Annotated in this window: 23 protein-coding genes; 14 read left to right on the top strand and 9 right to left on the bottom strand. The window is 74.4% G+C overall.

All coding sequences use genetic code 11. The features are described 5' to 3' along the window. Positions 1-84 precede the first annotated feature (84 nt). Positions 85-1437, top strand: a complete 1353-nt coding sequence (locus tag ABTZ03_RS17540; RefSeq protein WP_350513854.1) for an ALF repeat-containing protein — start codon at positions 85-87, stop codon at positions 1435-1437. An 83-nt stretch (positions 1438-1520) separates the two neighbouring features. On the opposite strand, the gene ABTZ03_RS17535 is transcribed toward ABTZ03_RS17540, so the two are convergent. Both ABTZ03_RS17535 and ABTZ03_RS17530 read right to left on the bottom strand, forming a co-directional pair. Beyond that, positions 1521-1793, bottom strand: a complete 273-nt coding sequence (locus tag ABTZ03_RS17535) for a hypothetical protein (RefSeq protein ID WP_350513853.1) — start codon at positions 1791-1793, stop codon at positions 1521-1523. After that, positions 1790-2029 carry a hypothetical protein gene (locus tag ABTZ03_RS17530; RefSeq protein ID WP_502894492.1) on the bottom strand — a complete coding sequence of 80 codons (240 nt, stop codon included), beginning with the start codon at positions 2027-2029 and terminating at the stop codon, positions 1790-1792. The genes ABTZ03_RS17535 and ABTZ03_RS17530 overlap by 4 nt, the downstream gene beginning before the upstream one ends. Positions 2030-2145: 116 nt before the next feature. On the opposite strand from ABTZ03_RS17530, the gene ABTZ03_RS17525 reads away from it, so the two are divergent. Beyond that, positions 2146-2667 carry a peptidylprolyl isomerase gene (locus ABTZ03_RS17525; protein WP_350513852.1) on the top strand — a complete coding sequence of 174 codons (522 nt, stop codon included), beginning with the start codon at positions 2146-2148 and terminating at the stop codon, positions 2665-2667. A 48-nt stretch (positions 2668-2715) separates the two neighbouring features. Continuing rightward, positions 2716-3072 (top strand): hypothetical protein, encoded by a 357-nt coding sequence (locus ABTZ03_RS17520; RefSeq protein ID WP_350513851.1) that lies wholly within the window; start codon positions 2716-2718, stop codon positions 3070-3072. Between the two features lie 56 nt (positions 3073-3128). On the opposite strand, the gene ABTZ03_RS17515 is transcribed toward ABTZ03_RS17520, so the two are convergent. Continuing rightward, positions 3129-4259: an RICIN domain-containing protein gene (locus tag ABTZ03_RS17515; protein WP_350513850.1), complete on the bottom strand. Its 1131-nt coding sequence runs from the start codon at positions 4257-4259 to the stop codon at positions 3129-3131. A 36-nt stretch (positions 4260-4295) separates the two neighbouring features. Next, positions 4296-5477 (bottom strand): alpha/beta hydrolase, encoded by a 1182-nt coding sequence (locus ABTZ03_RS17510; RefSeq protein WP_350513849.1) that lies wholly within the window; start codon positions 5475-5477, stop codon positions 4296-4298. A 247-nt stretch (positions 5478-5724) separates the two neighbouring features. Here ABTZ03_RS17510 and ABTZ03_RS17505 point away from each other — a divergent pair, with 247 nt between their 5' ends. Beyond that, entirely contained in the window at positions 5725-6699 is a 975-nt protein-coding gene (locus ABTZ03_RS17505; protein ID WP_350513848.1) for a helix-turn-helix transcriptional regulator, read from the top strand. A 61-nt stretch (positions 6700-6760) separates the two neighbouring features. Here the strand turns inward: ABTZ03_RS17505 and ABTZ03_RS17500 are convergent, their stop codons facing one another. After that, positions 6761-7132, bottom strand: a complete 372-nt coding sequence (locus tag ABTZ03_RS17500) for a cupin domain-containing protein (protein WP_350513847.1) — start codon at positions 7130-7132, stop codon at positions 6761-6763. Positions 7133-7203: 71 nt separating this feature from the next. Here ABTZ03_RS17500 and ABTZ03_RS17495 point away from each other — a divergent pair, with 71 nt between their 5' ends. After that, positions 7204-8190 (top strand): helix-turn-helix domain-containing protein, encoded by a 987-nt coding sequence (locus tag ABTZ03_RS17495; RefSeq protein ID WP_350513846.1) that lies wholly within the window; start codon positions 7204-7206, stop codon positions 8188-8190. On the opposite strand, the gene ABTZ03_RS17490 is transcribed toward ABTZ03_RS17495, so the two are convergent. Beyond that, the gene (locus tag ABTZ03_RS17490) at positions 8187-8822 is read right to left on the bottom strand and encodes a TetR/AcrR family transcriptional regulator C-terminal domain-containing protein (RefSeq protein ID WP_350513845.1); all 636 of its coding nucleotides are present in this window, start codon (positions 8820-8822) and stop codon (positions 8187-8189) included. The two genes, ABTZ03_RS17495 and ABTZ03_RS17490, sit on opposite strands and share 4 nt — an antisense overlap. A gap of 63 nt (positions 8823-8885) precedes the next feature. Here ABTZ03_RS17490 and ABTZ03_RS17485 point away from each other — a divergent pair, with 63 nt between their 5' ends. Continuing rightward, the gene (locus ABTZ03_RS17485; RefSeq protein WP_350513844.1) at positions 8886-10373 is read left to right on the top strand and encodes an FAD-dependent monooxygenase; all 1488 of its coding nucleotides are present in this window, start codon (positions 8886-8888) and stop codon (positions 10371-10373) included. A 30-nt stretch (positions 10374-10403) separates the two neighbouring features. Here ABTZ03_RS17485 and ABTZ03_RS17480 read toward each other — a convergent pair whose 3' ends face one another. After that, positions 10404-11051 (bottom strand): D-alanyl-D-alanine carboxypeptidase family protein, encoded by a 648-nt coding sequence (locus tag ABTZ03_RS17480; RefSeq protein ID WP_350513843.1) that lies wholly within the window; start codon positions 11049-11051, stop codon positions 10404-10406. Between the two features lie 178 nt (positions 11052-11229). Between ABTZ03_RS17480 and ABTZ03_RS17475 the strand changes: the two genes are divergently transcribed. Together ABTZ03_RS17475 and ABTZ03_RS17470 are read left to right on the top strand one after the other, a co-directional pair. Continuing rightward, the gene (locus ABTZ03_RS17475; RefSeq protein WP_350513842.1) at positions 11230-11901 is read left to right on the top strand and encodes a response regulator transcription factor; all 672 of its coding nucleotides are present in this window, start codon (positions 11230-11232) and stop codon (positions 11899-11901) included. Then, positions 11898-13019 carry a sensor histidine kinase gene (locus tag ABTZ03_RS17470; RefSeq protein WP_350513841.1) on the top strand — a complete coding sequence of 374 codons (1122 nt, stop codon included), beginning with the start codon at positions 11898-11900 and terminating at the stop codon, positions 13017-13019. Before ABTZ03_RS17475 ends, ABTZ03_RS17470 begins: the two co-directional genes overlap by 4 nt. 61 nt (positions 13020-13080) lie before the next feature. Here the strand turns inward: ABTZ03_RS17470 and ABTZ03_RS17465 are convergent, their stop codons facing one another. Continuing rightward, entirely contained in the window at positions 13081-14040 is a 960-nt protein-coding gene (locus ABTZ03_RS17465) for an ADP-ribosylglycohydrolase family protein (RefSeq protein ID WP_350513840.1), read from the bottom strand. A gap of 116 nt (positions 14041-14156) precedes the next feature. Between ABTZ03_RS17465 and ABTZ03_RS17460 the strand changes: the two genes are divergently transcribed. Further along, positions 14157-14990 (top strand): hypothetical protein, encoded by an 834-nt coding sequence (locus ABTZ03_RS17460; RefSeq protein ID WP_350513839.1) that lies wholly within the window; start codon positions 14157-14159, stop codon positions 14988-14990. 21 nt (positions 14991-15011) lie between these two features. Here ABTZ03_RS17460 and ABTZ03_RS17455 read toward each other — a convergent pair whose 3' ends face one another. Beyond that, a complete protein-coding gene (locus ABTZ03_RS17455; RefSeq protein WP_350513838.1) occupies positions 15012-15458 on the bottom strand; it encodes a carboxymuconolactone decarboxylase family protein in 447 nt (148 codons plus the stop codon). 385 nt (positions 15459-15843) lie between these two features. On the opposite strand from ABTZ03_RS17455, the gene ABTZ03_RS17450 reads away from it, so the two are divergent. The 5 genes from ABTZ03_RS17450 (at position 15844) to ABTZ03_RS17430 (ending at position 21042) form a co-directional block, all read left to right on the top strand. Beyond that, a complete protein-coding gene (locus tag ABTZ03_RS17450; RefSeq protein ID WP_350513837.1) occupies positions 15844-17100 on the top strand; it encodes an RNA-guided endonuclease InsQ/TnpB family protein in 1257 nt (418 codons plus the stop codon). Positions 17101-17224: 124 nt separating this feature from the next. Continuing rightward, on the top strand, positions 17225-18118 hold the full coding sequence (locus ABTZ03_RS17445; RefSeq protein WP_350513836.1) for a hypothetical protein: 894 nt from the start codon (positions 17225-17227) through the stop codon (positions 18116-18118). A gap of 55 nt (positions 18119-18173) precedes the next feature. After that, positions 18174-19049, top strand: a complete 876-nt coding sequence (locus ABTZ03_RS17440; RefSeq protein ID WP_350513835.1) for a hypothetical protein — start codon at positions 18174-18176, stop codon at positions 19047-19049. After that, on the top strand, positions 19046-19933 hold the full coding sequence (locus ABTZ03_RS17435) for a hypothetical protein (RefSeq protein WP_350513834.1): 888 nt from the start codon (positions 19046-19048) through the stop codon (positions 19931-19933). The genes ABTZ03_RS17440 and ABTZ03_RS17435 overlap by 4 nt, the downstream gene beginning before the upstream one ends. Next, a complete protein-coding gene (locus ABTZ03_RS17430) occupies positions 19930-21042 on the top strand; it encodes a hypothetical protein (RefSeq protein WP_350513833.1) in 1113 nt (370 codons plus the stop codon). Before ABTZ03_RS17435 ends, ABTZ03_RS17430 begins: the two co-directional genes overlap by 4 nt. The last annotated feature ends 77 nt before the right edge of the window (positions 21043-21119 follow it).

Below are 21119 nucleotides of genomic sequence, written 5' to 3'. Positions count from 1 at the left end.
ATCTGGTATGGCGAACGTAAAAAAGGATCTATGCTGTCGGGCGTTCATGATCTCTTCACAACAGGAAGACGCAGGTCTCGCTGCATGAAGCTGCCCAAGGTGTCCGCCGTCGTCGCGGCCGCCGTCCTGGCCCCCGCCGTGCTGTTCCCCTCCTCGGCCTCGGCCGCCGACGCCCCCCAGCCGAGCGGGGTCGCCGGTCCTGACACCGCCTCCGGCTCCGCGCCGGACGCCGCCCCCGCCGGAAGCACCGGAGGCACCGGCACCGGCACCGGCACCGAGGCGGACGGGCAGGAGCAGCGCGACCGGGCCGAGATCCAGAAGATCCTGGCCGACAAGGACTCCAGCCGCTACGTGCGCGAGGGGGCCGAGGAGGCACTCAAGGGCAGCGCGGCCGATCTGCGGAAGTTCCTGACGGTCGGCCTGCCCAGGATCCGGATGGACGACCTGCGGGTGAAGGTCGCCCAGGCCCTGAACGGCGGGCCGGCCGTGCGTGCGGCGGCCAGCAGGGCGCTGGACGGCGGTGACGCGGCAGTCCTGAAGTTCTTCGCGGAGGACCTGGCCATCGCCCAGGCCGAGGACGCCGACCGGGCCGCGATCGAGAAGATCCTGGCCGACAAGGACACCGGCCCCGGGGTGCGCGCGGCGGCCGAGAAGGCGCTCAAGGGCGGGGCCGCCGAGCTGCGGCACTTCCTGGAGGTCGAGCTCGCCAAGAACCGCGGCGACGACAACCGGGTGAAGGTCTCCCAGATCCTGGCCAACGGCGGCCGCGAGGCGCGCGAGGGCGCCCAGAAGGCGCTGGACGGCAGCGACGCCGACGTCGCCAAGTGGCTCGCCGAGGGCTGGCCGGCCGCCAAGGCCTCGGACGACCGCGTCGCGGTGTTCGTCGCCCTGGCGGACAAGAACACCGGCCCGCGCGTCCTGGAGGGGGCCAAGAAGGCGCTCACCGGCACCCCGGCCGACGTCGCCGCCTTCCTGGAGGAGCTGCCCAAGCTGCGGGCCTCGGACAACCGGGTGAAGGTCTCCCAGCTGATGGAGACCGGCGGCCCGGCGGTGCGCGCGGCGGCCGGCAAGGCGATGGAGGGCAGCGACGCGGACATCGCGAAGTTCCTCGCCGAGGGCTGGGCCACGGCCCGCGCCGCCGACGAGGCCGCCGGGAAGCCTGCGGACAAGCCGGCCGACAAGCCCACCGACCAGGGCGCCGGGCAGCAGGGCCAGGGCGCCCAGCAGCCGCAGACCGTCCAGCCGGCCGCGCTGACCGGTAGCACCGGCACCACCGGTACCACCGGCACCACCACGGCCGTCACGGGCACCGGCGCCGGCTCCCTCGCCGCCACCGGCGCCGAGGGCCTCGGCTGGGAGGCCGGCGGCGCCGCCGCGGCCCTGGCCGCGGGCGCGGCCATGGTCGTTGCCTCCCGCCGCCGCTCCGCCGAGCGCTGACACCCGGGCGCTGACACCCGAGTGCTGACACCCGGGCGCGTCCCCGGCCGCCGTGGCACCCCACGGCGGCCGGGGGTACGGCATCAGCCCCCGGTGAACCTGCGCGCGAGCTCCTCGCGCCACCGGGCCGCGTTGCTGCCGTCCAGCTGCCCCGCGAAGGCCCGGTGGGCGTCCGCCACCAGCTCCTCCCGCGAGCGCGGACACGCGCCGTAGCCGATCGCCGCGTCGTACACCGCCCACAGCGCCCGGTCGGTCGGGTCGTCCAGGCCCAGGCAGTCCGGCACGCCGCGCCCGGCCAGGGCGTCGGCCAGCGCCGCCTCGAAGACCCGCCGCAGCCGCTGCTGCTCCTCCGTCACGAGTCCCCGCCGCCGCTGCCGCTGCCGCCGTCGCCGCCCCCGCCGAGGAACGGCGGATCCCGCCGCTCCCGCCGACGCCGGTTGCGCGCCGCGCCGCGCAGCAGCTCGCCCGCGCCGAGCGTGACGGCCGCGGCCGCGCGTGCCCAGCGCGGCCCGCCCCGCTCGGCCCACACCACGCACCCGCACCCCGCGAGCACCAGTACCAGCAGCCCGACCAGCACCGCTCCGACCACCACGGCCACCCCTTCCCGTCCGCCCGGCGGCTCAGCCCGGCCGGTTCGGCTGCGAATCATCCCATGTGCCAGGATGCCGTCCGACCACCGCAGCAGCCGCTATGAAGAAGGAGACACCCGTGGCCAACGCCCGGTTCGCCATCCTGCACACCACCGCGGGCCCGATCCGGCTGGAACTGTTCCCGTTCCACGCACCGAAGACGGTCCGCAACTTCGTCGAACTCGCCGAGGGGGAGCGGGAGTACACCGACCCGCGCACCGGCGGGGCGGGCAGCGGCCCGTACTACGACGGCACGACCTTCCACCGGGTGGTCAAGGGCTTCATGATCCAGGGCGGCGACCCGACCGGCACCGGCACCGGCGGCCCGGGCTACGCCTTCGCGGACGAGTTCCACCCGGAGCTGTTCTTCACCAGGCCCTACCTGCTGGCCATGGCCAACTCCGGCCCGGGCACCAACGGTTCGCAGTTCTTCATCACGGTGGGCACCCCCGCCCACCTCAACCGCAAGCACACCATCTTCGGCCAGGTCGCCGACGCCGCCTCCAAGGCCGTGGTCGATGCGATCGCCGCCACCCCCGTGGAGGGCGAGCGCCCGGTGGAGGACGTGGTGATCACCAGGGTCGAGATCACCGGCGCCTGAACCGTGGATGCCGGAGTCCGGGCCTTCCCACCCCGCCCGGTGCGTGGGGTGCGCGCCCGCCACGTCCGCCAGGGCGGCTGCCCGGGTGCCGTCGCGGATGCCGTGGTCGACTTCGAGCCGTGGGAGGAGGGCGTGCACCTGGAGGTCGCCGCCGGTGCCACCGTGCTCGGCGGGCCGGCCGACGGGGAGGGGCTCGCCCGGTACCACGCGGCGCTGGCCGAGGGCGTGCGCGCCGAGCTGGCCGAGCAACTGCCCGGTACGGCCGTGGCGTTGGCGCTGGTGGTGCACCGCACCGTGGTGCACGAGGTGGACACCAGCGAGTACGCGTACCGCGAGGCCGGGCGGGCGGCTGTGCGCGAGGTGCTCGCGCTGCTGGCGCGGGAGCGGCTCCCGGAGCGGTCGTGACCGGGCCGCCGCCGCCCGGCTGAACGTGCGGCGGCGGCCCGGGGATCGACGATGGATCAGGTGCAACTGGTGAACGTCGGGCTGGTGTTGGCGACGTAGAGGGTCGGCCCGGCGTTCGGGTCCGAGGTGACCGGGACGGTGATGGTGTCGTCGGCGGTCCAGGGCAGGCCGTGGGCGTCGAAGGTCCAGGTGCCGGTGACCTGGCGGGCGACCTCGGCCAGCGTCACCCAGCCGTACTGCTGGGGCGGCACGGAGACCACCACGGCGTTGTTGACGCTCCGGGAGCCGTGCCACTCGTTGGTGAAGGACAGCGTCGAGGAGATGGTCGCGGTCAGCGGGCTCATGCCGCCGCTGCCCATGCTGGTGGTCATACCGGCGCCGATGGTGTTGGCCCAGCCGCTCTCGTCGGTGACCGAGAAGGACTGCTGGACGGTGCCGGAGGTGTTGTTGAACCAGACCGAGGAGACGCAGGAGCGCGGCAGCGGCGCGGCGGGGGCCTCGGACTTGACGGCCCAGGAGCAGCTGGAGGTGTCCTTCTCGCACTGCTTGGCGGCGTGGTCGACGGCCAGGTTGCGGGCGGCGAGCGGGAAGCCGGTGGACCACTGCTGGTTGGCGGTGCCGTTGCAGGTGGACTGGTCGGTCCAGGCGTCGTCGTAGTTGCCGCCGAGCAGCAGGTCCAGGCAGGTGTTGTCGCCCTGGTGGCGGATCATGAACGCGTCGCCGGAGTTCGCGGCCGGCTGGAGGAACCAGCGCTGGCTGGCCTGTCCGGCGCAGGTCTGCTGGCGCAGCGCTGGGGTGAAGAAGGCCAGGTCGATGCACTTGCCGGTGTCGTTGTTGACGATGGTGAAGGAGTAGTCGGAGGAGTCGACGCTCAGGTGCCAGTTCTGGTGGTAGCCGGGCGCGGAGTTGGTGACGATGTACACGCCGTCGCCGGTGTTGCCGTTCTGGACGTCGAGCTGGCGTCCGTTGCTGAGCGAGGTGATCGTCAGGCACTGCTGCGGCGAGGCGCAGGCGGCGGACGCACCCGGTGCGGCCGGCGCGGCGGACGCGGCGGAGGCGGCCGGGGCGGCGGCCAGGCCGAGCGCGACGCAGCAGGCCGTCAGGACGGCGGCCAGCAGCCGCAGCCAGGCCGGTGCCGCTGCTGTCCGCGTGGGCGCGGGAGTGGCGGGCGGGGGAGTGGAGGGCACGGTGGTGGTCCTTTCGAGGAGTGGGGCGGGGTGCCGTCAGCCGGCGGCGGCGAAGGCCGCCTCCAGGCGCGGGACGTAGTCCACGAGGTCCTGCGCCCAGCAGCCCGCGGTGTGGCCGCCCTGGCAGTCGGTGCCCCAGCCGGCGCCGTTGCCGTAGTCGACGTAGCGGTACGGCAGGCCGGCCGCGTCCAGGGCGTCCTTGAAGCGCTTGGCGGTGCCCTCGGCCCAGAACTCCATGTCCCCGCTGTTGCCGTTGCCGTTGCCGGTGTAGACGGCGATGCCGGTGTGGGCGAGCAGGGCCGCGCGGGAGCCGGGGTCGGCGGCGTTCCAGCGCCAGTCGGCGTTGAGCACCGGGTAGGGGCTGCCGAAGATGGCGTCGCTGGAGACGGCGGGGCCGTAGTTCCAGCCGCAGGGGTGGCCGTCGCTGGGCCCGCACAGCACGGTGCCGGCGTCGGTGAGCATGGCGACGACGGCGCCGCGGATGATCATCTCGTTGGCGGACAGGTCGTTCGCGCCGGACATGGTGAGCACCTGGCCGAACAGCTCGGGGCGGTCCTGGGCGTAGTGCAGGGCGCCGAAGCCGCCCATGGACAGGCCGCCGACGGCCCGGTGGGCGCGGTCGGTGCGGGTGCGCAGGTTGGCGTCGACGAACGGGAGCACCTGGCCGAGGTGGAAGGTCTCCCAGTTCTGCGCCCCGGCGGCGGTGCCCTGGTCGAGCCAGTCGGTGTACCAGCCGCGCAGTCCGCCGTCGGGGATGACGGTGATCATCGACTGGGCGGCGGTCAGGGCGGGGTAGGCCAGCTTGGGGTCGTCCGGGCCGTCGTCGGCGCCGTGCAGGAAGTAGAACACCGGGTAGCGCTTGTCCGGCCGGGTGGCGTAGTCGGCGGGCAGCAGGATGCGGATGGTGTGCGTCCCGGCGACCTGGGGCGTGGTGACGGTGATGGTGAAGTTGGTGGCGCTGCCGGTGGCGGTGCCGACCTGGGTGAGCCCGAAGCCGTCGGTCAGCGGCGGCGGCCCGGGTGCGTCCCCGCGCACGGCGGGCGTGGCGGCGGTCGCCGGTGCGGCGGCCGCGGCGGTCACGGCGGCCGGGGTGGCGAGCGGGAGCAGGCAGGCGGCCAGGGTGGCGAGGGCCGCGCGGGCGCGCCGGGGCCGGGCGGCGGGTGCGAACCGGGCGAAAGGTCTGAACCAGCCGGAAGTGCGGGGCCTGGCAGGGGGCATGGGCGTCCTCGGTCGTCGGCGTGCGGGCAGTGCGGGCAGTGCGGGACGGGCAGCGCGGAACGGGCTGTGCGAGACTCAGATCTCTGTCTGAGCATCGACAACTGTCGTCATACGGCCGGGCCACCGCCAGAGCGTCCGGCGGCCCACCTGGGCCATTGGCGCAGGTACGCCGTGGCTCCGGACGGACACCCCCGGCCCCGCCCGGTGCCGGGGCCGGACACGACACCCGGGGGGCGCCGTGCACGACGTGCTCGATCCCGACAGCGAACGCGGCCGCGTCTACCGCAGCCTGGTCGCCCGTCGGCGCGCCCATCCGCACGAACTCGCCGCCGAGACGGGCCTGGACCCGGACACCGTCCTCGCGGTGCTGCGCGACCTCGCCGACGAGGGCGCCGCGGTCGCCTTCGACCCCACCCGCAGCCCCGACGACCGCGACCACTCCTGGGAGGCGCTGCCGCCGGAGCGGGTGGTCGAGGCCGTCCTCCAGCGCGACGCCGTGCGCCGGGCCGCCGCCCGCCGGGCCGGCGCCGACCTCGAACGCCTCTACCGCTTCGCCCGGCGCGACCCCGGCAGCTACGGCGCGCTGGAGGTGGTGGAGGAGCGCGCCGAGGTGCTGGCGGCCAGCAACCGCCTGCAGCTGGCGGCCCGTCACCAGGTCCGGGTGATCGACGTGCCGCCCTACTCCGGCAACAGCGCCCACTACCTCGACCAGGAGGCCCTGCAGCGCCGCCGGATGGCCGCCGGCGTGGCCTACCGGGTGATCTACCAGGGCTGCGCCTACGAGGACCCGGTCGCCGGACCGAACATGGCGCGGATGATCGCGGCCGGGGAGCAGGCCCGCAGCCTGGACGAGCCGCCGCTCAAACTCGCCATCGGGGACGACGACCTGGCCATCGTCACGCTGCCCGCCGACGACCGCGAGGGCGTCGTCTCCCTGCTGGTCCGCCCCTCCGGTCTGCTCACCGCCCTGACCGCGGTCTTCGAGACGCTGTGGCGCCTGGCGGTGCCGGCCACCGTGGCCGGCGTCGACCTGCGCATCGACGAACGCGACCGCCGCATCCTCGCCCTGATGGCCTCCGGCGCCACCGACGACGCCATCGCCCGCCGCCTGGGCCTGGGCCGGCGCACCGTGGTGCGCCGGGTCTCCGCGCTGCTCGCCCACCTCGGTGCCACCACCCGCTTCCAGGCCGGCGTCCAGGCCGCCCGCCGCGGCTGGCTCTGACCCGGGCGGCCACGGACGGGCGACGGCGGCGGGGACGGACGACGACGGCGGGGCCGCGCGGTCAGCCGCCGGACAGGGTGATCCCGAGCATCCGGGCGCCGCTCTCGGAGCGCGGCCGGTGCCGGCTGCCCGGCGCGAACACCACGTAACTGCCCGCCGGGTGGCGCTCCTCGCCCTCGATCACCTCGCCGCTGAGCACGTAGTAGCGCTCCTCGGCGTGGTGCAGGTCGACCTCCGGCCACCGGCTGCCCGGCGCGAAGTCGATCAGCCAGGCGCGGGCGTGCTCGGTGGAGGTCAGTCGGCGCCGCACGATCCCCAGGCCCACCGGGACCGGCTCCACGTCGTCCACCAGCAGGACCGTCTTCAGGGGGTCGCTCTTCAGGGGGTCGTTCTTCGGGGTGCCGCCGGCACCCAGCGTGTCGTCGTTGCTCATGGCCCCACTGTGGCCGCCCGGACCGGGGCCGCCCCAGTGTCCGGAAAGACATCCTCAGGTACATTCCTGCCATGGACGCCCCCGCCCCCGCCGAGGCCGTGAGCCCGCCCCGCCACCGGGTGGTCGCCCTGCTCGGCGCACCCCAGGCACCGTTCGAACTGGCCTGCGCCGCCGAGGCCTTCGGCACCGAGTGGCCCGGACTGCCCGCCCACTACGAGCTCATCCTGTGCACCGAGCACCCCGGCCCGCTCCCCACCACCCTGGGCGTCCCGCTGCTGCTGGAGCACGACCTGACGGCCCTGGAGCGGGCGGACACCGTGGTCGTCCCCGGCTGGCAGCCGCCCGGCTCCCCGGCGCCGCCCGCCGTCCTGGACGCGCTGCGCGCCGCCCACGCCCGCGGCGCCCGGATCGTCTCCATCTGCACCGGCGCCTTCGTCCTGGCCCAGGCCGGACTGCTGGACGGGCGCCGCGCCACCACCCACTGGGCCCGCACCGCCCAACTCGCCGCCCAGTACCCGGCCCTGGAGGTCGAGCGGGACGTCCTGTACGTCGACCACGGCGACGTCGCCACCAGCGCCGGCTCCGGCGCCGGCATCGACCTGTGCCTGCACCTGCTGCGCCGCGACCACGGCGCGGCCTACGCCGCCCAGGTCGCCCGGCACATGGTGCTGCCCCCGCACCGCGAGGGCAGCCAGCTGCAGTACGCCGCCGCCCCGGTGCCCGCCCGCGCCGACGAGTCGCTGGCCCCGCTGCTGGACTGGGCCGAGCGGCACCTGGGGGAGCGGCTCACCCTGGAGGGCCTGGCCGCCCGCGCCGGACTCTCCGCCCGCACCCTGGCCCGGCGCTTCGCCGAACAGCTCGGCACCAGCCCCGGCCAGTGGCTGCTGGCCCGGCGCATCGACGCCGCCCGGGCCCTGCTGGAGCGGACCGACCTGCCGGTGGAGGCCGTCGCCGCCCGGGTGGGCCTGGCCTCCGCCGTCAACCTGCGCCGCCGCTTCCACGCCGCCCTCGGCACCACCCCCGGCGCCTACCGCCGCACCTTCGGAGGCGTCGACTAGCCTTCCTGGGACGGCTGTTCGAGGAGCCGGTCGAGGGCGAAGGCGAACCGCCCGTCGAAGTCCTCGCCCTCCATGTGCCGCACCGCCCGGGCCAGCGCCGGGTAGGTGCCGTCGGCCAGCGCCCCGGCCAGGGAGTGCTCGCCGTCCTGGGCGGCCAGCGCCTGCTGCTCCTGGGTCAGGCCGAGCGCCAGGTACTGGATGCTCCAGAACGTCCAGGCCGCGCGCCGCTCGTCCAGCCCGCCCTCCAGCAGGGCCGCCAGGACGGTGTCGGCGTAGTGCAGGGTGGCCGGTTCGGCGGCGTACGTCCCGGCGACGATCAGCGCGCCGTCGCGGCGGGCCAGCAGGGCGCGGCGGTAGCGGTGGGCCAGCTCCTCCACCCGCTCGCGCCAGGGTCCGGGCAGCGCGTCCAGCCGGGCCCCGGCGACGATCTCGTCGGCCATCAGCTCCAGCAGCCGGCCCTTGGTCTTGGCGTGCCACAGCACGGTGTTCATCCGTACGCCCAGGCGTTCGGCGACGCCGCGCACCGACACCGCGCCGGCGCCCTTGTCGTCGAGCAGGTCGAGGGCCGCGCGCACCACGGTGGCGGTGTCGAGTCCGGCCGGTGCGGTCGGGGCCGCTTGCTTCTTGGTCACTGACCTAGTCTACTGGAGACAACACCATTGGTCAGTGACCAAGAACTTGTGGAGGGGACACCCATGCACCAGGTCGTCATCGCCGGCGCCGGACCCGTCGGACTCTGGCTCGCCGCCGAACTGCGCCTGCACGGCACCGAAGTGACCGTCCTGGAGGAGCGCACCGCCCCCGACCCGCACTCCCGGGCCACCTCCCTGCACCCGCGCACCCTGGAGATGTTCGACTCCCGCGGCGTGGCCGCCCCCTTCCTCGCCGAAGGCGTCCACATCCCCGGCGGCCACTTCGCCGCCCTGCCCGCCCGCCTCGACTACAGCCGCCTCGACACCCCCCACCGCCTCACCCTCGCCCTGCCCCAGGCCCGCACCGAGGAACTGCTCGCCGACCACGCCCGCGCCGCCGGCGCCGACCTGCGCCGCGGCCACCGCGTCACCGGCCTGACCCAGGACGACGAAGCCGTCACCGTCCACGTCGACGGCCCCGACGGCCCCTACCGGCTGCGCACCGCCTACCTGGTCGGCTGCGACGGCACCCGCAGCGCCGTGCGCCGGGCCGCCGGCATCGACTTCCCCGGCACCGGCGCCACCTTCTGGGCCTGGATGGGCGACGTCGTCCTCGACAACCCGCCCCGCACCCCCGCGCTCACCAACGAGCACGGCAGCCTGATGGTCTTCCCGCTGCCCGGCGGCATTCACCGCGTCGTCGGCAACGACACCGCCACCAACCGCACCCGCCCCGACGGCCCGCCCACCTTCGAGCAACTGCGCACCAAGGTCCGCCACATCGCCGGCACCGACTACGGCATGCGCGACCCCGGCTGGCTCTCCACCTTCGGCAACTCCGCCCGCCAGGCCGCCCACTACCGCCTGGGCCGGGTCCTGCTGGCCGGCGACGCCGCCCACACCCACTTCCCGGCCGGCGGCCCCGGCCTCAACGTCGGCCTCCAGGACGCCTTCAACCTCGGCTGGAAGCTCGCCCGCGTCCTGCACGGCACCGCCCCCGACACCCTCCTCGACAGCTACCACGCCGAACGCCACCCCGTCGGCACCGACCTGCTGCGCAGCACCCGCGCCCAGAGCGGCCTGATGACCGACCACAGCCGCGAGACCCTCGCCCTGCGCGACCTGCTCGCCGAACTCATCGACGGCGTCCCCGACTTCTGCGACGCCCTGGCCGCCCGCTCGGCCGGCCTCGCCGTCCGCTACCCCGCCGCCGACCCCGACGCCCACCCGCTCACCGGCACCCGCGCCCCCGACCTCCACCCGGCGGGCACCACCCTGTTCACCCTGCTGCGCCCCGGCCACCCCGTCCTGCTCGACCTCACCGGCTCCACCCGCCTGGACCACCTCGCCCGCCCCGGCCTCACCCTGCACAGCGCCCCGCTCACCCGCCCCCACCCCGGCTGGGACACCGCCACCGCCGCCCTGGTCCGCCCCGACGGCCACCTCGCCTGGCGCACCGACGCCGACACCGACACCGGCGACGGGCTCGGCGACGCGGCGGCCGCCGCCCTGGCCGCCTCGGGCCTGGTCGCCGCGGCCCTGGCGGCCTGAGCACACCCCCGCCCGGCCGGACGCGGCGTCCTACCCCGCCGCGTCCGGCAGCAGCGCCGGACACGTCCCGCCCGGCGTGGTGCGCAGTTCGAAGTGCCATATCTCGTTGCCGTACACCTGGCACAGCCCGTACTTCGCGCCGTGCTGGATCAGCCAGTAGTCGGCGTTCGTCGGGCCCAGGTCCACCGCCTTGCCCGCGACGTGCGCCGACTTCTCCGGGGTGTTCACGAACCGCCGGGCCTGCTCCAGGCTCCCGTACGTGCCCACCGCCTTGTCCAGCAGCTGCTGCTGGTAGGCCTTGCTGCGCCAGCCGGAGGTCACGTGCATCTCGATGCCCTGCGCCCGCGCGTCACCGGCCGCGCTGCGCACCGCCGCCAGCAGGGCCGGGTCCAGGTTGCGCACCGCCGGGGCCTCGGTGTCGAAGGGGCTGAGCGTCACGCCGTCGGGCACCCGGCCGTCCGCCTCGGAAACCCGGGACGGGGCGGGGGAGAGGCCGTCCGCCTCGGAAGCCCGGGACGGGGCGGGGGAGAGGGCGTCCGCCTCGGAAGCCCGGGACGGGGCGGGGGAGAGGGCGTCCGCCAGACCGGTCGGCGTGGCCGCGCCGGCCAGCGCCAGCACCACCACCGCCCCGGCGCCCACCGCCAGCCGCCACTTCGCCGTGCTGCTCAACCCGCTCATCCGCTTCACCACTGCCTCCCGGCGTCCGTCCTGCCTTGCCGGACCATTGGAGGAAAGACGGTGTTGCGAGGACGTCTGCGCAGGTCGATACGTTTTCGATAGGCCCCATCGGGTCCAATGGAGACGGTCGGCGGCGTCCGGCGACGGCACACACGGACAAGGACAGGGAGAACAGCGCGTGCGGGTCCTGGTGGTGGAGGACGAGATCTACCTCGCCGAGGCGGTCCAGGCCGGCCTGCGGCTGGAGGCGATCGCCAGCGACATCGTCACCGACGGCGACGCCGCCCTGGAACGCCTCGCCGTCCACGACTACGACGTCGTCGTCCTGGACCGCGACATCCCCGGCACCCACGGCGACGACGTCTGCCGCGCCATCGTCGAACAGCGCCTGGGCTGCCGCGTCCTGATGCTCACCGCCGCCGCCCGCCTGGGCGACAAGGTCGCCGGCTTCGAACTCGGCGCCGACGACTACCTCACCAAACCCTTCGACCTGCCCGAACTCGTCGTCCGGCTGCGCTCCCTGGCCCGCCGCCCCGCCCAGAGCACCCCGCCCGTCCTGGAGCACGCCGGACTGCGCCTGGACCCCTTCCGCCGCGAGGTCTACCGCGACGGCCGCTACGTCGCCCTCTCCCGCAAGCAGTTCGCCGTCCTGGAAGTCCTGATGACCGCCCGCGGCGGCGTCATCAGCGCCGAACAGCTCCTGGAACGCGCCTGGGACGAGAACGCCGACCCCTTCACCAACGCCGTCCGCATCACCATCTCCGGCCTGCGCAAACGCCTCGGCGACCCCTGGCTGATCCACACCGTGCCCGGCGTCGGCTACCGCCTCGGCGACGGGACGCCCCGATGAGCCGCACCCCGCGCCCGCGCCGCCTCACCGCCCGCTGGCGCCTCACCCTCAGCTACGCCCTCTTCGCCCTCGCCGCCGGCACCCTCTCCCTCGCCGTCGTCTACGCCGGCATGAAGTACGTCCCCAACTACCCGCTCACCTCCGCCAACCCCCGCTACCGCTCCGACGCCCCCTCCCGGCAGGAGATCCTCGACTCCCTGCTCACCGCCGGCGGCTACGCCCTCGCCCTGCTCACCGCCGTCGGCCTGGCCGGCGGCTGGCTGATCGCCGGACGCGTCCTGCGCCCCCTCCAGGACATCACCCGCGCCGCCCACCGCGCCGCCGACGGCGCCCTCGGACACCGCGTCGCCCTCACCGGGCCCCGCGACGAGTTCACCGACCTCTCCGACGCCTTCGACGAGATGCTCGAACGCCTCCAGCACTCCTTCGAGGCCCAGCAGCGCTTCGCCGCCAACGCCTCCCACGAACTGCGCACCCCGCTCACCATCACCCGCACCATGCTCCAGGTCGCCGCCGCCGACCCGGCCGGCCAGGACTGGGCCACACTCGTCACCCGCCTCCAGGACACCAACCAGCGCGGCATCGAGATCAGCGAAGCCCTCCTCCAACTCGCCGACCTCGGCCACACCCCGCCCGAGACCGGCCCCACCGACCTCGCCACCACCACCGCCCAGGCCCTGGCCGCCGTCCACGACGAGGCCCGCACCCACGGCATCACCCTCACCACCGACCTGCGGCCCGCCCCCACCACCGGCAACCCCGTCCTGCTGCGCCAGGCCGCCGTCAACCTGCTGCACAACGCGCTGCGCCACAACCTGCCCGCCGGCGGCCACGCCACCGTCACCACCGGCACCGACCCCGCCACCGGCGCCGCCCGGCTGACCGTCACCAACACCGGCGCGCCGCTCACCCCCGAGGCCGTCGCCACCTTCACCGAACCGTTCCTGCGCGGCCGCGGCCGCACCGCCCAGCGCGACCCCGCCCGCCGCGGCCACGGACTGGGCCTGGCCATCGTCGCCGCCGTCGCCGAGGCCCACCACGGCGACCTGCACCTCACCCCCGCCCCGTCCGGCGGCCTGCGCGCCACCCTCACCCTCCCGGGCCCGCCCGCGCACTGAACGGCGGCGGCCCGCCCCGACCCCGGTGCGGGCCGCCCACCTGCCGGACAGGGCCCTCCGGTCACGGCTGCTTCGCGTGCCCTGGCCGGGTAGGGGCCTCGTCCTCGGCGACGGCCACCCACTCGGGCAGTGGTTCGCGCTTGGCGAGCCAGGGCGCGGCCGTCCCGCCGATCCCGGTGCGGGCCGCGACCACGCCGCCGGTGATGGCGCAGGTGGTGTCCACGTCGCCGAGGCCCTCGGCGGTGGTCCACAGCGCGTCGGTGAGGCTGTCCAGGTGGTGCGCGGCCGACCACAGGGCGAACGGCACGGTGTCGCCCGCCCGGACCTGCTGGCCGTTGCCCAGCAGGTCCGCGGCCCGCCAGGGCTCGGTGTCGGCCGGCAGGTCGGCGGCCCGCTCCAGCCCGTCGCGCACCGGGCCGTCCGGCGTGCGCCCGGCCACCTCGGCCAGCAGCCCGGCCCCGGCCGGCGCCGCGGCGCCGGCGCGCCCGCGGGCGGCGAGCGCGGCCGCCAGGGCCACCGCCACCGCCCCGGCCACCCCCTCCGGGTGGGCGTGGGTCACCTCGGCCGACAGCGCGGCCTGCTCCGCCGTCTCGTCCAGGTCCGCGTGGAACCAGGCCCCCAGCGGCGCCACCCGCATCGCCGCACCGTTGCCCAGGCTCCCCTGGCCGCCGAACAGCCCGCGCGACTCCTCGCGCCAACTCGACCGCCGCTCGGCCAACTTGGGCAGCAGCAGGCTCATTCCGTTGCCGTAGCCGCGGTAGGCGTCGGCCAGGTACGTCGCCCCGAAGGCCTGCGCCAGCCGCTCCTGGTGCACCGCCTCGTACGCGGTGAGGATCCCGTACACCGACAGCGCCATCGCGGTGTCGTCGGTCCAGTGCCACGGCGCCTCCGGCGGCACCTGCCGGGCCCGGATCTGAGTGAACGCCAACTTCGGCCTGCGGAAGAGCGGGAACCACCTCTCCCCGAAACCGTCCCCGAGCGCCAGGCCCTCCAACGCGTCACGTGCAGCGGAAAACGTCATGGCCGCATACTCGCACCGGCCCCGCCCCGGCGGAGCGCCCGGGCCGCCACAAGTTGATCAAGATGTGATCGTTCACGGACCGGATGTGTCAGTCCTGTTCACTACCGTACGTCGGTATGCGAAACGACGATCCGGGCCGAGGCCGGGACAAGTCCGATGACGAGCAGTGGGACGAGCTCGTGAAGACCATGACCGCGGAGCGGGAGGCGCAGCTGCGGGCCGACGAGCCGCAGCCCAGGCGGGTCTGGCCGCGCAACGCCGCGCTGGCCCTGGGCGCCGCCGCCGTGACCCTGGTCGGCGCCGAGCTCCTGCAGCCCGCCCCGGACACCACCGCCGCGCCGGCCGCCCCGGCCGTCTCGACCGCCGCGGCCTCCGACGCCGCCCGTACCGCCCCCGTCCCGACCGCGGGCACCCCGACCGCCTACAATCCCGCCGCCGGCCGTCCGCAGATCCCGCTGGACCAGGTCTTCCCCGCCGAGGTGAAGTCCGCCGACGGCGCCGTCTACACCAAGGTCGCCTCCGCCGCCCTGCCCTCCTGCACCGAGGCGGACTCGGTCGGCCCCGGGCTGATCGCCATGATCAAGGCGGGCAAGGGCTGCGTGGGCGAGGAGGTCGCCCTCTACAAGGACGCCCGGAACAACCAGTACAACCTGGCCCTGTTCACCATGCAGGACCCCCTGGAAGCCCTCCACATGGTCACCCAACTCACCATGGACTACCAGAACTTCGAGGTCGGCGCGCAGGCCCCGCCGCCCGCCTCCGGACTGCCGACCCTCCCGCCGGACAGCGGCATGGTCCAGGGCTTCACCGGCACCGGCCGCGCGATGCTCGTCGGCCTCGGCCAGTGGTCCGACGGCCGCGCCACCGACCGCCAGCAGCTCGTCGACCTCCTGACCCCGCTGCAGCAGGCCGTCGGCAAGTCCGTCCTCGGGTACGAGTCCAAGCCCTGACGCCGGTCGCGGCGGGGCGCCTCAGGCCGGCGTGACCGGGAGCAGGCCGCGCTCGGCGAAGACCTTCTTGGCGACGAAGGTCGCGTTCAGCGCCTTGGGGAAGCCGCAGTACACGGCCGCGTGCAGCAGCGCCTCGGTGATCTCGACGGGGGTGAGGCCGACGTTGAGGGCGGCGTTGAGGTGGACCTCCAGCTGCGGCTCGCAGCCGCCCAGCGCGGTGAGCATCCCCAGGGTCACCAACTGGCGGTCGCGCGGGGCGAGTTCGGGGCGGCTGTAGACGTCGCCGAAGCCCCAGGCGACGACCTGGTGGGCCAGCTCGGGGTTGATGTCCGCCAGCGCCTCGACCACCCGCTGCCCGCCCTCGCCGTCGACCCGGGTGAGCGTCTCCATGCCCCGGTCGAACCGCTCCTGCCGCAGCGCGGCCTCGGTGGCGGCGGTCGTCGTCGTCGCGGTCATGGTCATGGTCATGGTGTCGGTCCTCTCCTGGTGCCCGTTCACGTACCGTGGCCCCGCCGCCCGGCGGTGGCCACGACGAGAACCGTAGGACTTGGAGTGCACTCCAACTCAAGCCCGGGCCGGAACACTCCGCCGCACGATCCCGCGCCGCTACCTCTTGCGGTTGGGTCACGGAGTGTCCGAATCATCGGGTATTGGCGGGAGTGCGGTGATTGTTTTCGTTGGTGTGAAGTCATCGGACTCTCGTCGGAGACCTCCGTGGATACTCCTGGCTTTAGCCGGGGGAGGAAACGGACTGCCCGCGGGGCAGGGCAAGTGGTCGCATTTTGCCGTCAGGGCGGGCCGCTGTGCAGGTGGGCCACATCTGATTGTCAGTGCCCGCCGGTAGGTTGATTCCGTGCATCTCAGATACTCCTGTCGCATCTATCCAACGAAGAGTCAGCAGCAAGCGCTGGCCCGTACGTTCGGGTGCGCGCGGGTGGTTTACAACGATGCGCTTGCCCTGCGGAAGGCCGCGTGGAAGGCGGACAGGTCGAAGATCCCGACCGGTGCCCTGGCCAAGTCGGTGATCACCGATGCAAAGAAGACGGATGCCCGGTCGTGGCTGGGGTCGGTGTCGGTGGACGCGTTGCAGTCCTCCCTCCGCGATCTGGATACCGCGTATCGGAACTACTTCGACTCGAAATCCGGCAAGCGGGCTGGTCACCCGGTCGGGCTGCCGGTGTTCAAGTCGAGGAAGGACAGTCGGCAGTCGTTGCGGTTCTCTCGCAACGGGTTCCGGTTGCGGGGCAATGGAAAGCTGAACCTGGCCAGGATCGGCGACGTGCGGGTGCGGTGGTCCAGGCCACTGCCCGCCGATCCGTCGTCGGTGACGATCGTGCTGGACCCGTCCGGCCGGTACCACGCCAGCTTCGTCGTGGACGTCGAACCCGGGTACTTGCCCGAGCTGGACACCGAGATCGGCATCGACCTCGGTCTGACCACCTACGCCGTCGTGTCGGACGGCACGGTGATCGACAACCCGCGCTTCCTGCGGAAGGCGGAGCGCCGGTTGAAGGCCGCACAGCGGGAACTGTCCCGGAAGGCAATGGGGTCGAAGAACCGGGCGAAGGCCCGGCGGAAGGTTGCCAGGGCGCACGCGAGGGTGGCCGACAGTCGCATGGACTGGATGCACAAGCAGACCACCAGGTTGATCGGCGAAAACCAAGCCGTCTACCTGGAGGATCTGAACGTGCGCGGTCTTGGCCGTGGCCGTTTGGCCAAGTCCGTCCACGACGCCGGCTGGGCCACCTTCCGGCGCCTGATTGAGTACAAGGCGGCCCGGTACGGGCGCACCGTCGGCATCGTGCCCCGCGCGTTCCCGTCCTCTCAGCTCTGCTCGGAGTGCGGGCATCGCGACGGACCCAAACCACTTGCGATCCGCGAGTGGGCCTGTAGCGCCTGCGGTGTACTCCATGACCGTGACCTCAACGCCGCTCGGAACATCCTGGCCGCCGGACGGGCGGACAGGCTAAACGCCTGCGGAGGGCCGGTAAGACCCGGTGTGGCAATCCCACGCCGGGCACAGCCCGTTGAAACAGGAACCCACCGGAACGCCAGCCGGCCAGGGCGCAAGCCCCGTGCCGCAAACGTGACCGGAATCCCTGTGCAATAGCGCGGGGAGGATGTCAAAATGCCTGCTGAGACACGTGATGGACGGTCCGGGAAGGCCGCAGGGGGAGCGGATTCCGACGGTGGCTCGCGTGCGAAATTCCGATCATTCCCATGGGGGGAGTCCTTTGTCCGCGCCCGAGAACGAGAGCGCCGCGTTCACCGAACCGCCGCCGGAGCCGGTTGTCGCACCCGCGCCGGTCGCCGCACCGGAGCCGGTTGCCGCACCCGCGCCCGCCGCTGCGCCCGAGCCCGCGGCCGACCCGGCCCCGCGCCGGCTGCCGCGCGCCGTCGGCATCGCGCTGGCCACCGCCGGACTGCTCGCGGTCACGGCCGCCAGCGCCGCGGTGACCGTCGCGGTCGGCAAGCCGGACGGCCACCCGGCCGCCGCACCCGCCCCGCGTGCCGCCGCCACCGCCGCCGCCTCGACCGGTGCGAGCGCCACGCCCTCCGCCACGCCCGTCCCGGTGCCGACCGTCGTCCCGACCACGCCCGCCCCGGCCAGCACCGTCAAGGGCACGGTCAGCGGAGGCAAGCACGAGGGCGACCTGCGCTACTTCCTGCTCCCCATCCCGGCCGGCGGCGAGTCCTACGGACCCGCGGACGGGATGCCGATGACCCGCGACGACGTCGCCGAGATCTTCGGCAAGCCGGACGACATCGACACCATCCTCAACCGGCTCGGCTACCGCGACGGCGCCGTGCGCACCTACCGGACCGCCGACGGCAAGGCCCAAGTGACCGTCACCCTGCTGCACTTCGGCTCCACCGACATGGCGAGCCGGTTCGTCCAGGGCTACACGGTCAAGTCGGCGGAGCCGATCGACATCGACGGGGACCCGGGCGCCCACGGCTTCCGCCAGAAGCCCAAGCACGAGGCCTACACCGGCTCGATGACCGGCGTCTCCAGCCAGGGCGACGTCCAGTACACCGTCGACGTCGAGGTCAAGGGCACGCCGGACGCGGCGCTGCTGAGCGACCTGATGAAGCGCCAGCGCGAGTGGCTCGCCTCCGGCGGCTGAGCCCGCGCCCGTCCCACGCCGTCGTCCTCCTCCCTCCTCCTCAGGAGCCACTTCTGTGACCACCGAACCCGAGCAGCCGCCGTCCGCGGCCGCCGAGCCACCGCCGCCCCCGGCCCCGCCGACCCCGCCCGTGCCGTCCGCACCCCCGGTGCCGCCGGTGCCGTTCGCAGCGGTCGAGCAGGACCCGACCGCCGGGCCGACGCCGTACCAGAACCCCTACGCCGACGTCCTGTCGGCCGGCCCCGAGGCCGCCCCGCGCGCCCCGCGCCGCCCCCGCCCGGTGCTGCTGTCCGTCTGCGCCCTGGTCGCGGGCGCCGTGGCCGGCGCCGGCGTCGGCTACGGGATCCAGGCCCAGCGCCCGCCCACGCCGCTGCCGCCGCTGCAGGTGGCGCTGCCGGCCTACCCGGCCGCCGTGGTCGACCCCACCGCCTTCGCCGCCGGCCAGCCCGCGCCGCCCGCCATCGAGGGCGACCTGACCAAGCTGCTGGTCAGCGCCCCCGCGGGCAGCGCCGGCTGGGGCGACTACCCGGACAAGCCGAGCTGGATGTCGATCGGCGAACTCGCCGAGCGCAAGAGCGACGCGGCGTACGTCTTCAAGAACCTGGCCAGGACCGGCTTCCGGCGCGCCGCCGAGGTGGACTGGATGAAGGACGACATCCGCTGGCGGGTGACGCTCACCCAGTACACGCCCGACCACATCGACAAGGCCGAGGCCGCCTTTGGGAAGCCCTTCGCCGACGACGCCAACGGCGGCTACTGGGTGGAGAGCGAGCCCAGCCACTGGTCCGACACCAACGAGCCGTACTACTACGGGAAGGCGTCCGCCCAGCGCGGCACGGTGCTGATGACGGTGGAGGTCTTCAGCCCCAACCCGGTGGACTCCGGGGGCCTCAAGTCCCTCGCCAAGCAGCAGTGGGAGCGGCTGGTATGACCGACGACTCCATGACCGCGACGCCGTCCACCCCGGACGCCCCCGAGCCGGTCACCTCCGAACTCACCCAGCCCGCACCGGAGTTCACCAACGAGACCGGGGCCGAAGCCGAAGTCGGAACCGAGGGCGCACCCGCCGCGCCGCGCCCCGCCCCCCGCCGCCTGCTGCGCGCGGGTGCCGCGACGGTCGCCGCCGCACTGGTGGGCGTCGTCATCGGCGTCGGCATCATCAAGACCCAGTACGACGACCCCGCCCCGGCCACCGCCGCCGGCCCGGCCGGCGCCCCCGCCCCGAGCGCGACCCCCACGCCGTTCGGCGCCAAGTCCAACGGCAGCCACTTCGGCTCGCTGCGCGACCTGCTGCTGCCCGTCCCGGCCGGTTACGAACCCGGCCCCGACGAGGGCGGCTACGGCAACGACACCGAGCTCGGCGCCGGACAGATCTCCGACGAGCTGGACGCCGAACTCCAGCAGATCCCCAAGGACAAGCGCGACAAGCTGCGCTCCTACTGGGAGGGCATGCACGTCAAGGGCACCGGCGTGCGGACCTATCGCAACAGCGAGAACAACGTGGTGGTCGGGCTGCGGCTGCGCCAGTTCAACCAGCAGGAGGTGCAGCGGATCAACGAGTACACGGCGGTGTTCACCGGCGACACCGGCATCTTCCGCTCCGGCCCGCAGATCCCCAACCACCCCGAGGCGCACTGCTACCTGATGCCCGCGCCGCCGTCCGCGCCGATCGACTACCTGGAGTGCTCGGCCGCCGAGGGCGACCTCCTGGTGATCATGAGCGTCGAGGGCGTGGCCCCGCTGCCCAAGGACAAGATCGTCGCCCTCTACGCCATGCAGCTCGACCGCCTCGCCAGCCCCGGAGCGTCCGTATGACCGACCACGCCGCCGCGCCCCAGCCGCACGACCCGGCAGCCGGACCCGCACCCGACGAGGCTCCCGCGCCCGCCGGTGCTTCCGCGCCCGCCGCCGCGGAAGCCCCGGCCGCCCCGGCCGCCGACAGCCCCTGGGCCGCCGACGCCGCCGCGGAAGCCCCGGCCGCCCAGGCCGCCGTCCCGGCCGAGACCGAGGAGGAGCGGGCCGCCCGCCGCACCCGCCGCCGCAAGGCCGCGGTGCGCTGGAGCTGCGCCGTCCTGGTGTTCGCCCTGGCCGGCACCGGCACCGCGCTGGCCGTCACCGCCCCCGACCGCACCGACATCCCCGGCCTGGCCACCGCGAGCGACGGCCGCTACACCTTCCCGCCGCTGGCGCTGCCGCCGCTGCCCTCGGGCAAGGCCGCGCCGGACCTGAAGGACAAGAGCACGGACAAGGGCGCGGACCAGGGCAAGCACTCCCACCAGGCGGACCTGCGTCACCTGCTGCTGCCCGCCCCCAAGGAGGCCGGCGGCTCGCTCAACCCGCCGGTCTTCCCGGCCCCCACCGCGTCGGCCTCGGCCTCGGCGTCCGCCACGGCCGCGCCCTCCGACACCCCTTCGGCCGGCCCGACGGCCTCGGCCTCCGCCAGCGCCCCGGCGTCCGCCGCCCCGGCCGGGGCGGTCCCGGCCGACTGGGTGCCCTGCGACGCGATGACGGGGGAGCTGCAGAACCCGGCCCGGCTGCGCGAACTGCTGCTGCAGTACGTGTGCCGGGGCGCCACCGTCCGGGAGTGGACGGCCTCCGACGGCACCAGCACCCGGATCCGGCTGCTGCGCTTCGCTTCGTCGAGCGAGGCCTGGAGCACCTTCTCCCGGGTGCGCTCGGAGGTGCAGCTCAAGGTCGCGCCGGACGCCAGGACCGTGCAGTACGGCGACTGGGGCATCCCCGAGGGCGTCGAGCTGACCAGCAAGGAGTCCCGGGAGACCGTCGGCAAGGACGTGCCGACCACCCGGGTGGCGTATGTGTCGGCCTCCGACGTGATCGCGGTCGTCACCATGACCAACCCCCACGGCGTGCCCGCCGCGGCCTTCCGGCAGGTCGTCACCCTCCAGTCCGACCTGCTCGGCTGACCCCGCCCCACCCGGGCCCCTCACCCCCCACCGGAACTCGCGCCGGGGGTGAGGGGCCCTTGTCACGCCCTCCCGGA

The sequence above is a fragment of the Kitasatospora sp. NPDC096077 genome (assembly GCF_040303245.1).
GTDB lineage: Bacteria > Actinomycetota > Actinomycetes > Streptomycetales > Streptomycetaceae > Kitasatospora.
Note: the sequence above shows the minus strand (reverse complement) of the source record. Positions and strands in the feature narration are given on the sequence as shown.

Excerpts from the sequence above, each read along its gene's own strand:
- ABTZ03_RS17540 (WP_350513854.1), top strand. The coding sequence starts at position 85 with ATGAAGCTGCCCAAGGTGTCCGCCGTCGTCGCGGCCGCCGTCCTGGCC.
- ABTZ03_RS17510 (WP_350513849.1), bottom strand. The coding sequence starts at position 5,477 with ATGCCCCCTGCCAGGCCCCGCACTTCCGGCTGGTTCAGACCTTTCGCC.
- ABTZ03_RS17500 (WP_350513847.1), bottom strand. The coding sequence starts at position 7,132 with ATGAGCAACGACGACACGCTGGGTGCCGGCGGCACCCCGAAGAACGAC.
- ABTZ03_RS17495 (WP_350513846.1), top strand. The coding sequence starts at position 7,204 with ATGGACGCCCCCGCCCCCGCCGAGGCCGTGAGCCCGCCCCGCCACCGG.
- ABTZ03_RS17485 (WP_350513844.1), top strand. The coding sequence starts at position 8,886 with ATGCACCAGGTCGTCATCGCCGGCGCCGGACCCGTCGGACTCTGGCTC.
- ABTZ03_RS17480 (WP_350513843.1), bottom strand. The coding sequence starts at position 11,051 with ATGAGCGGGTTGAGCAGCACGGCGAAGTGGCGGCTGGCGGTGGGCGCC.
- ABTZ03_RS17470 (WP_350513841.1), top strand. The coding sequence starts at position 11,898 with ATGAGCCGCACCCCGCGCCCGCGCCGCCTCACCGCCCGCTGGCGCCTC.
- ABTZ03_RS17465 (WP_350513840.1), bottom strand. The coding sequence starts at position 14,040 with ATGACGTTTTCCGCTGCACGTGACGCGTTGGAGGGCCTGGCGCTCGGG.
- ABTZ03_RS17460 (WP_350513839.1), top strand. The coding sequence starts at position 14,157 with ATGCGAAACGACGATCCGGGCCGAGGCCGGGACAAGTCCGATGACGAG.
- ABTZ03_RS17455 (WP_350513838.1), bottom strand. The coding sequence starts at position 15,458 with ATGACCATGACCATGACCGCGACGACGACGACCGCCGCCACCGAGGCC.
- ABTZ03_RS17435 (WP_350513834.1), top strand. The coding sequence starts at position 19,046 with ATGACCGACGACTCCATGACCGCGACGCCGTCCACCCCGGACGCCCCC.
- ABTZ03_RS17430 (WP_350513833.1), top strand. The coding sequence starts at position 19,930 with ATGACCGACCACGCCGCCGCGCCCCAGCCGCACGACCCGGCAGCCGGA.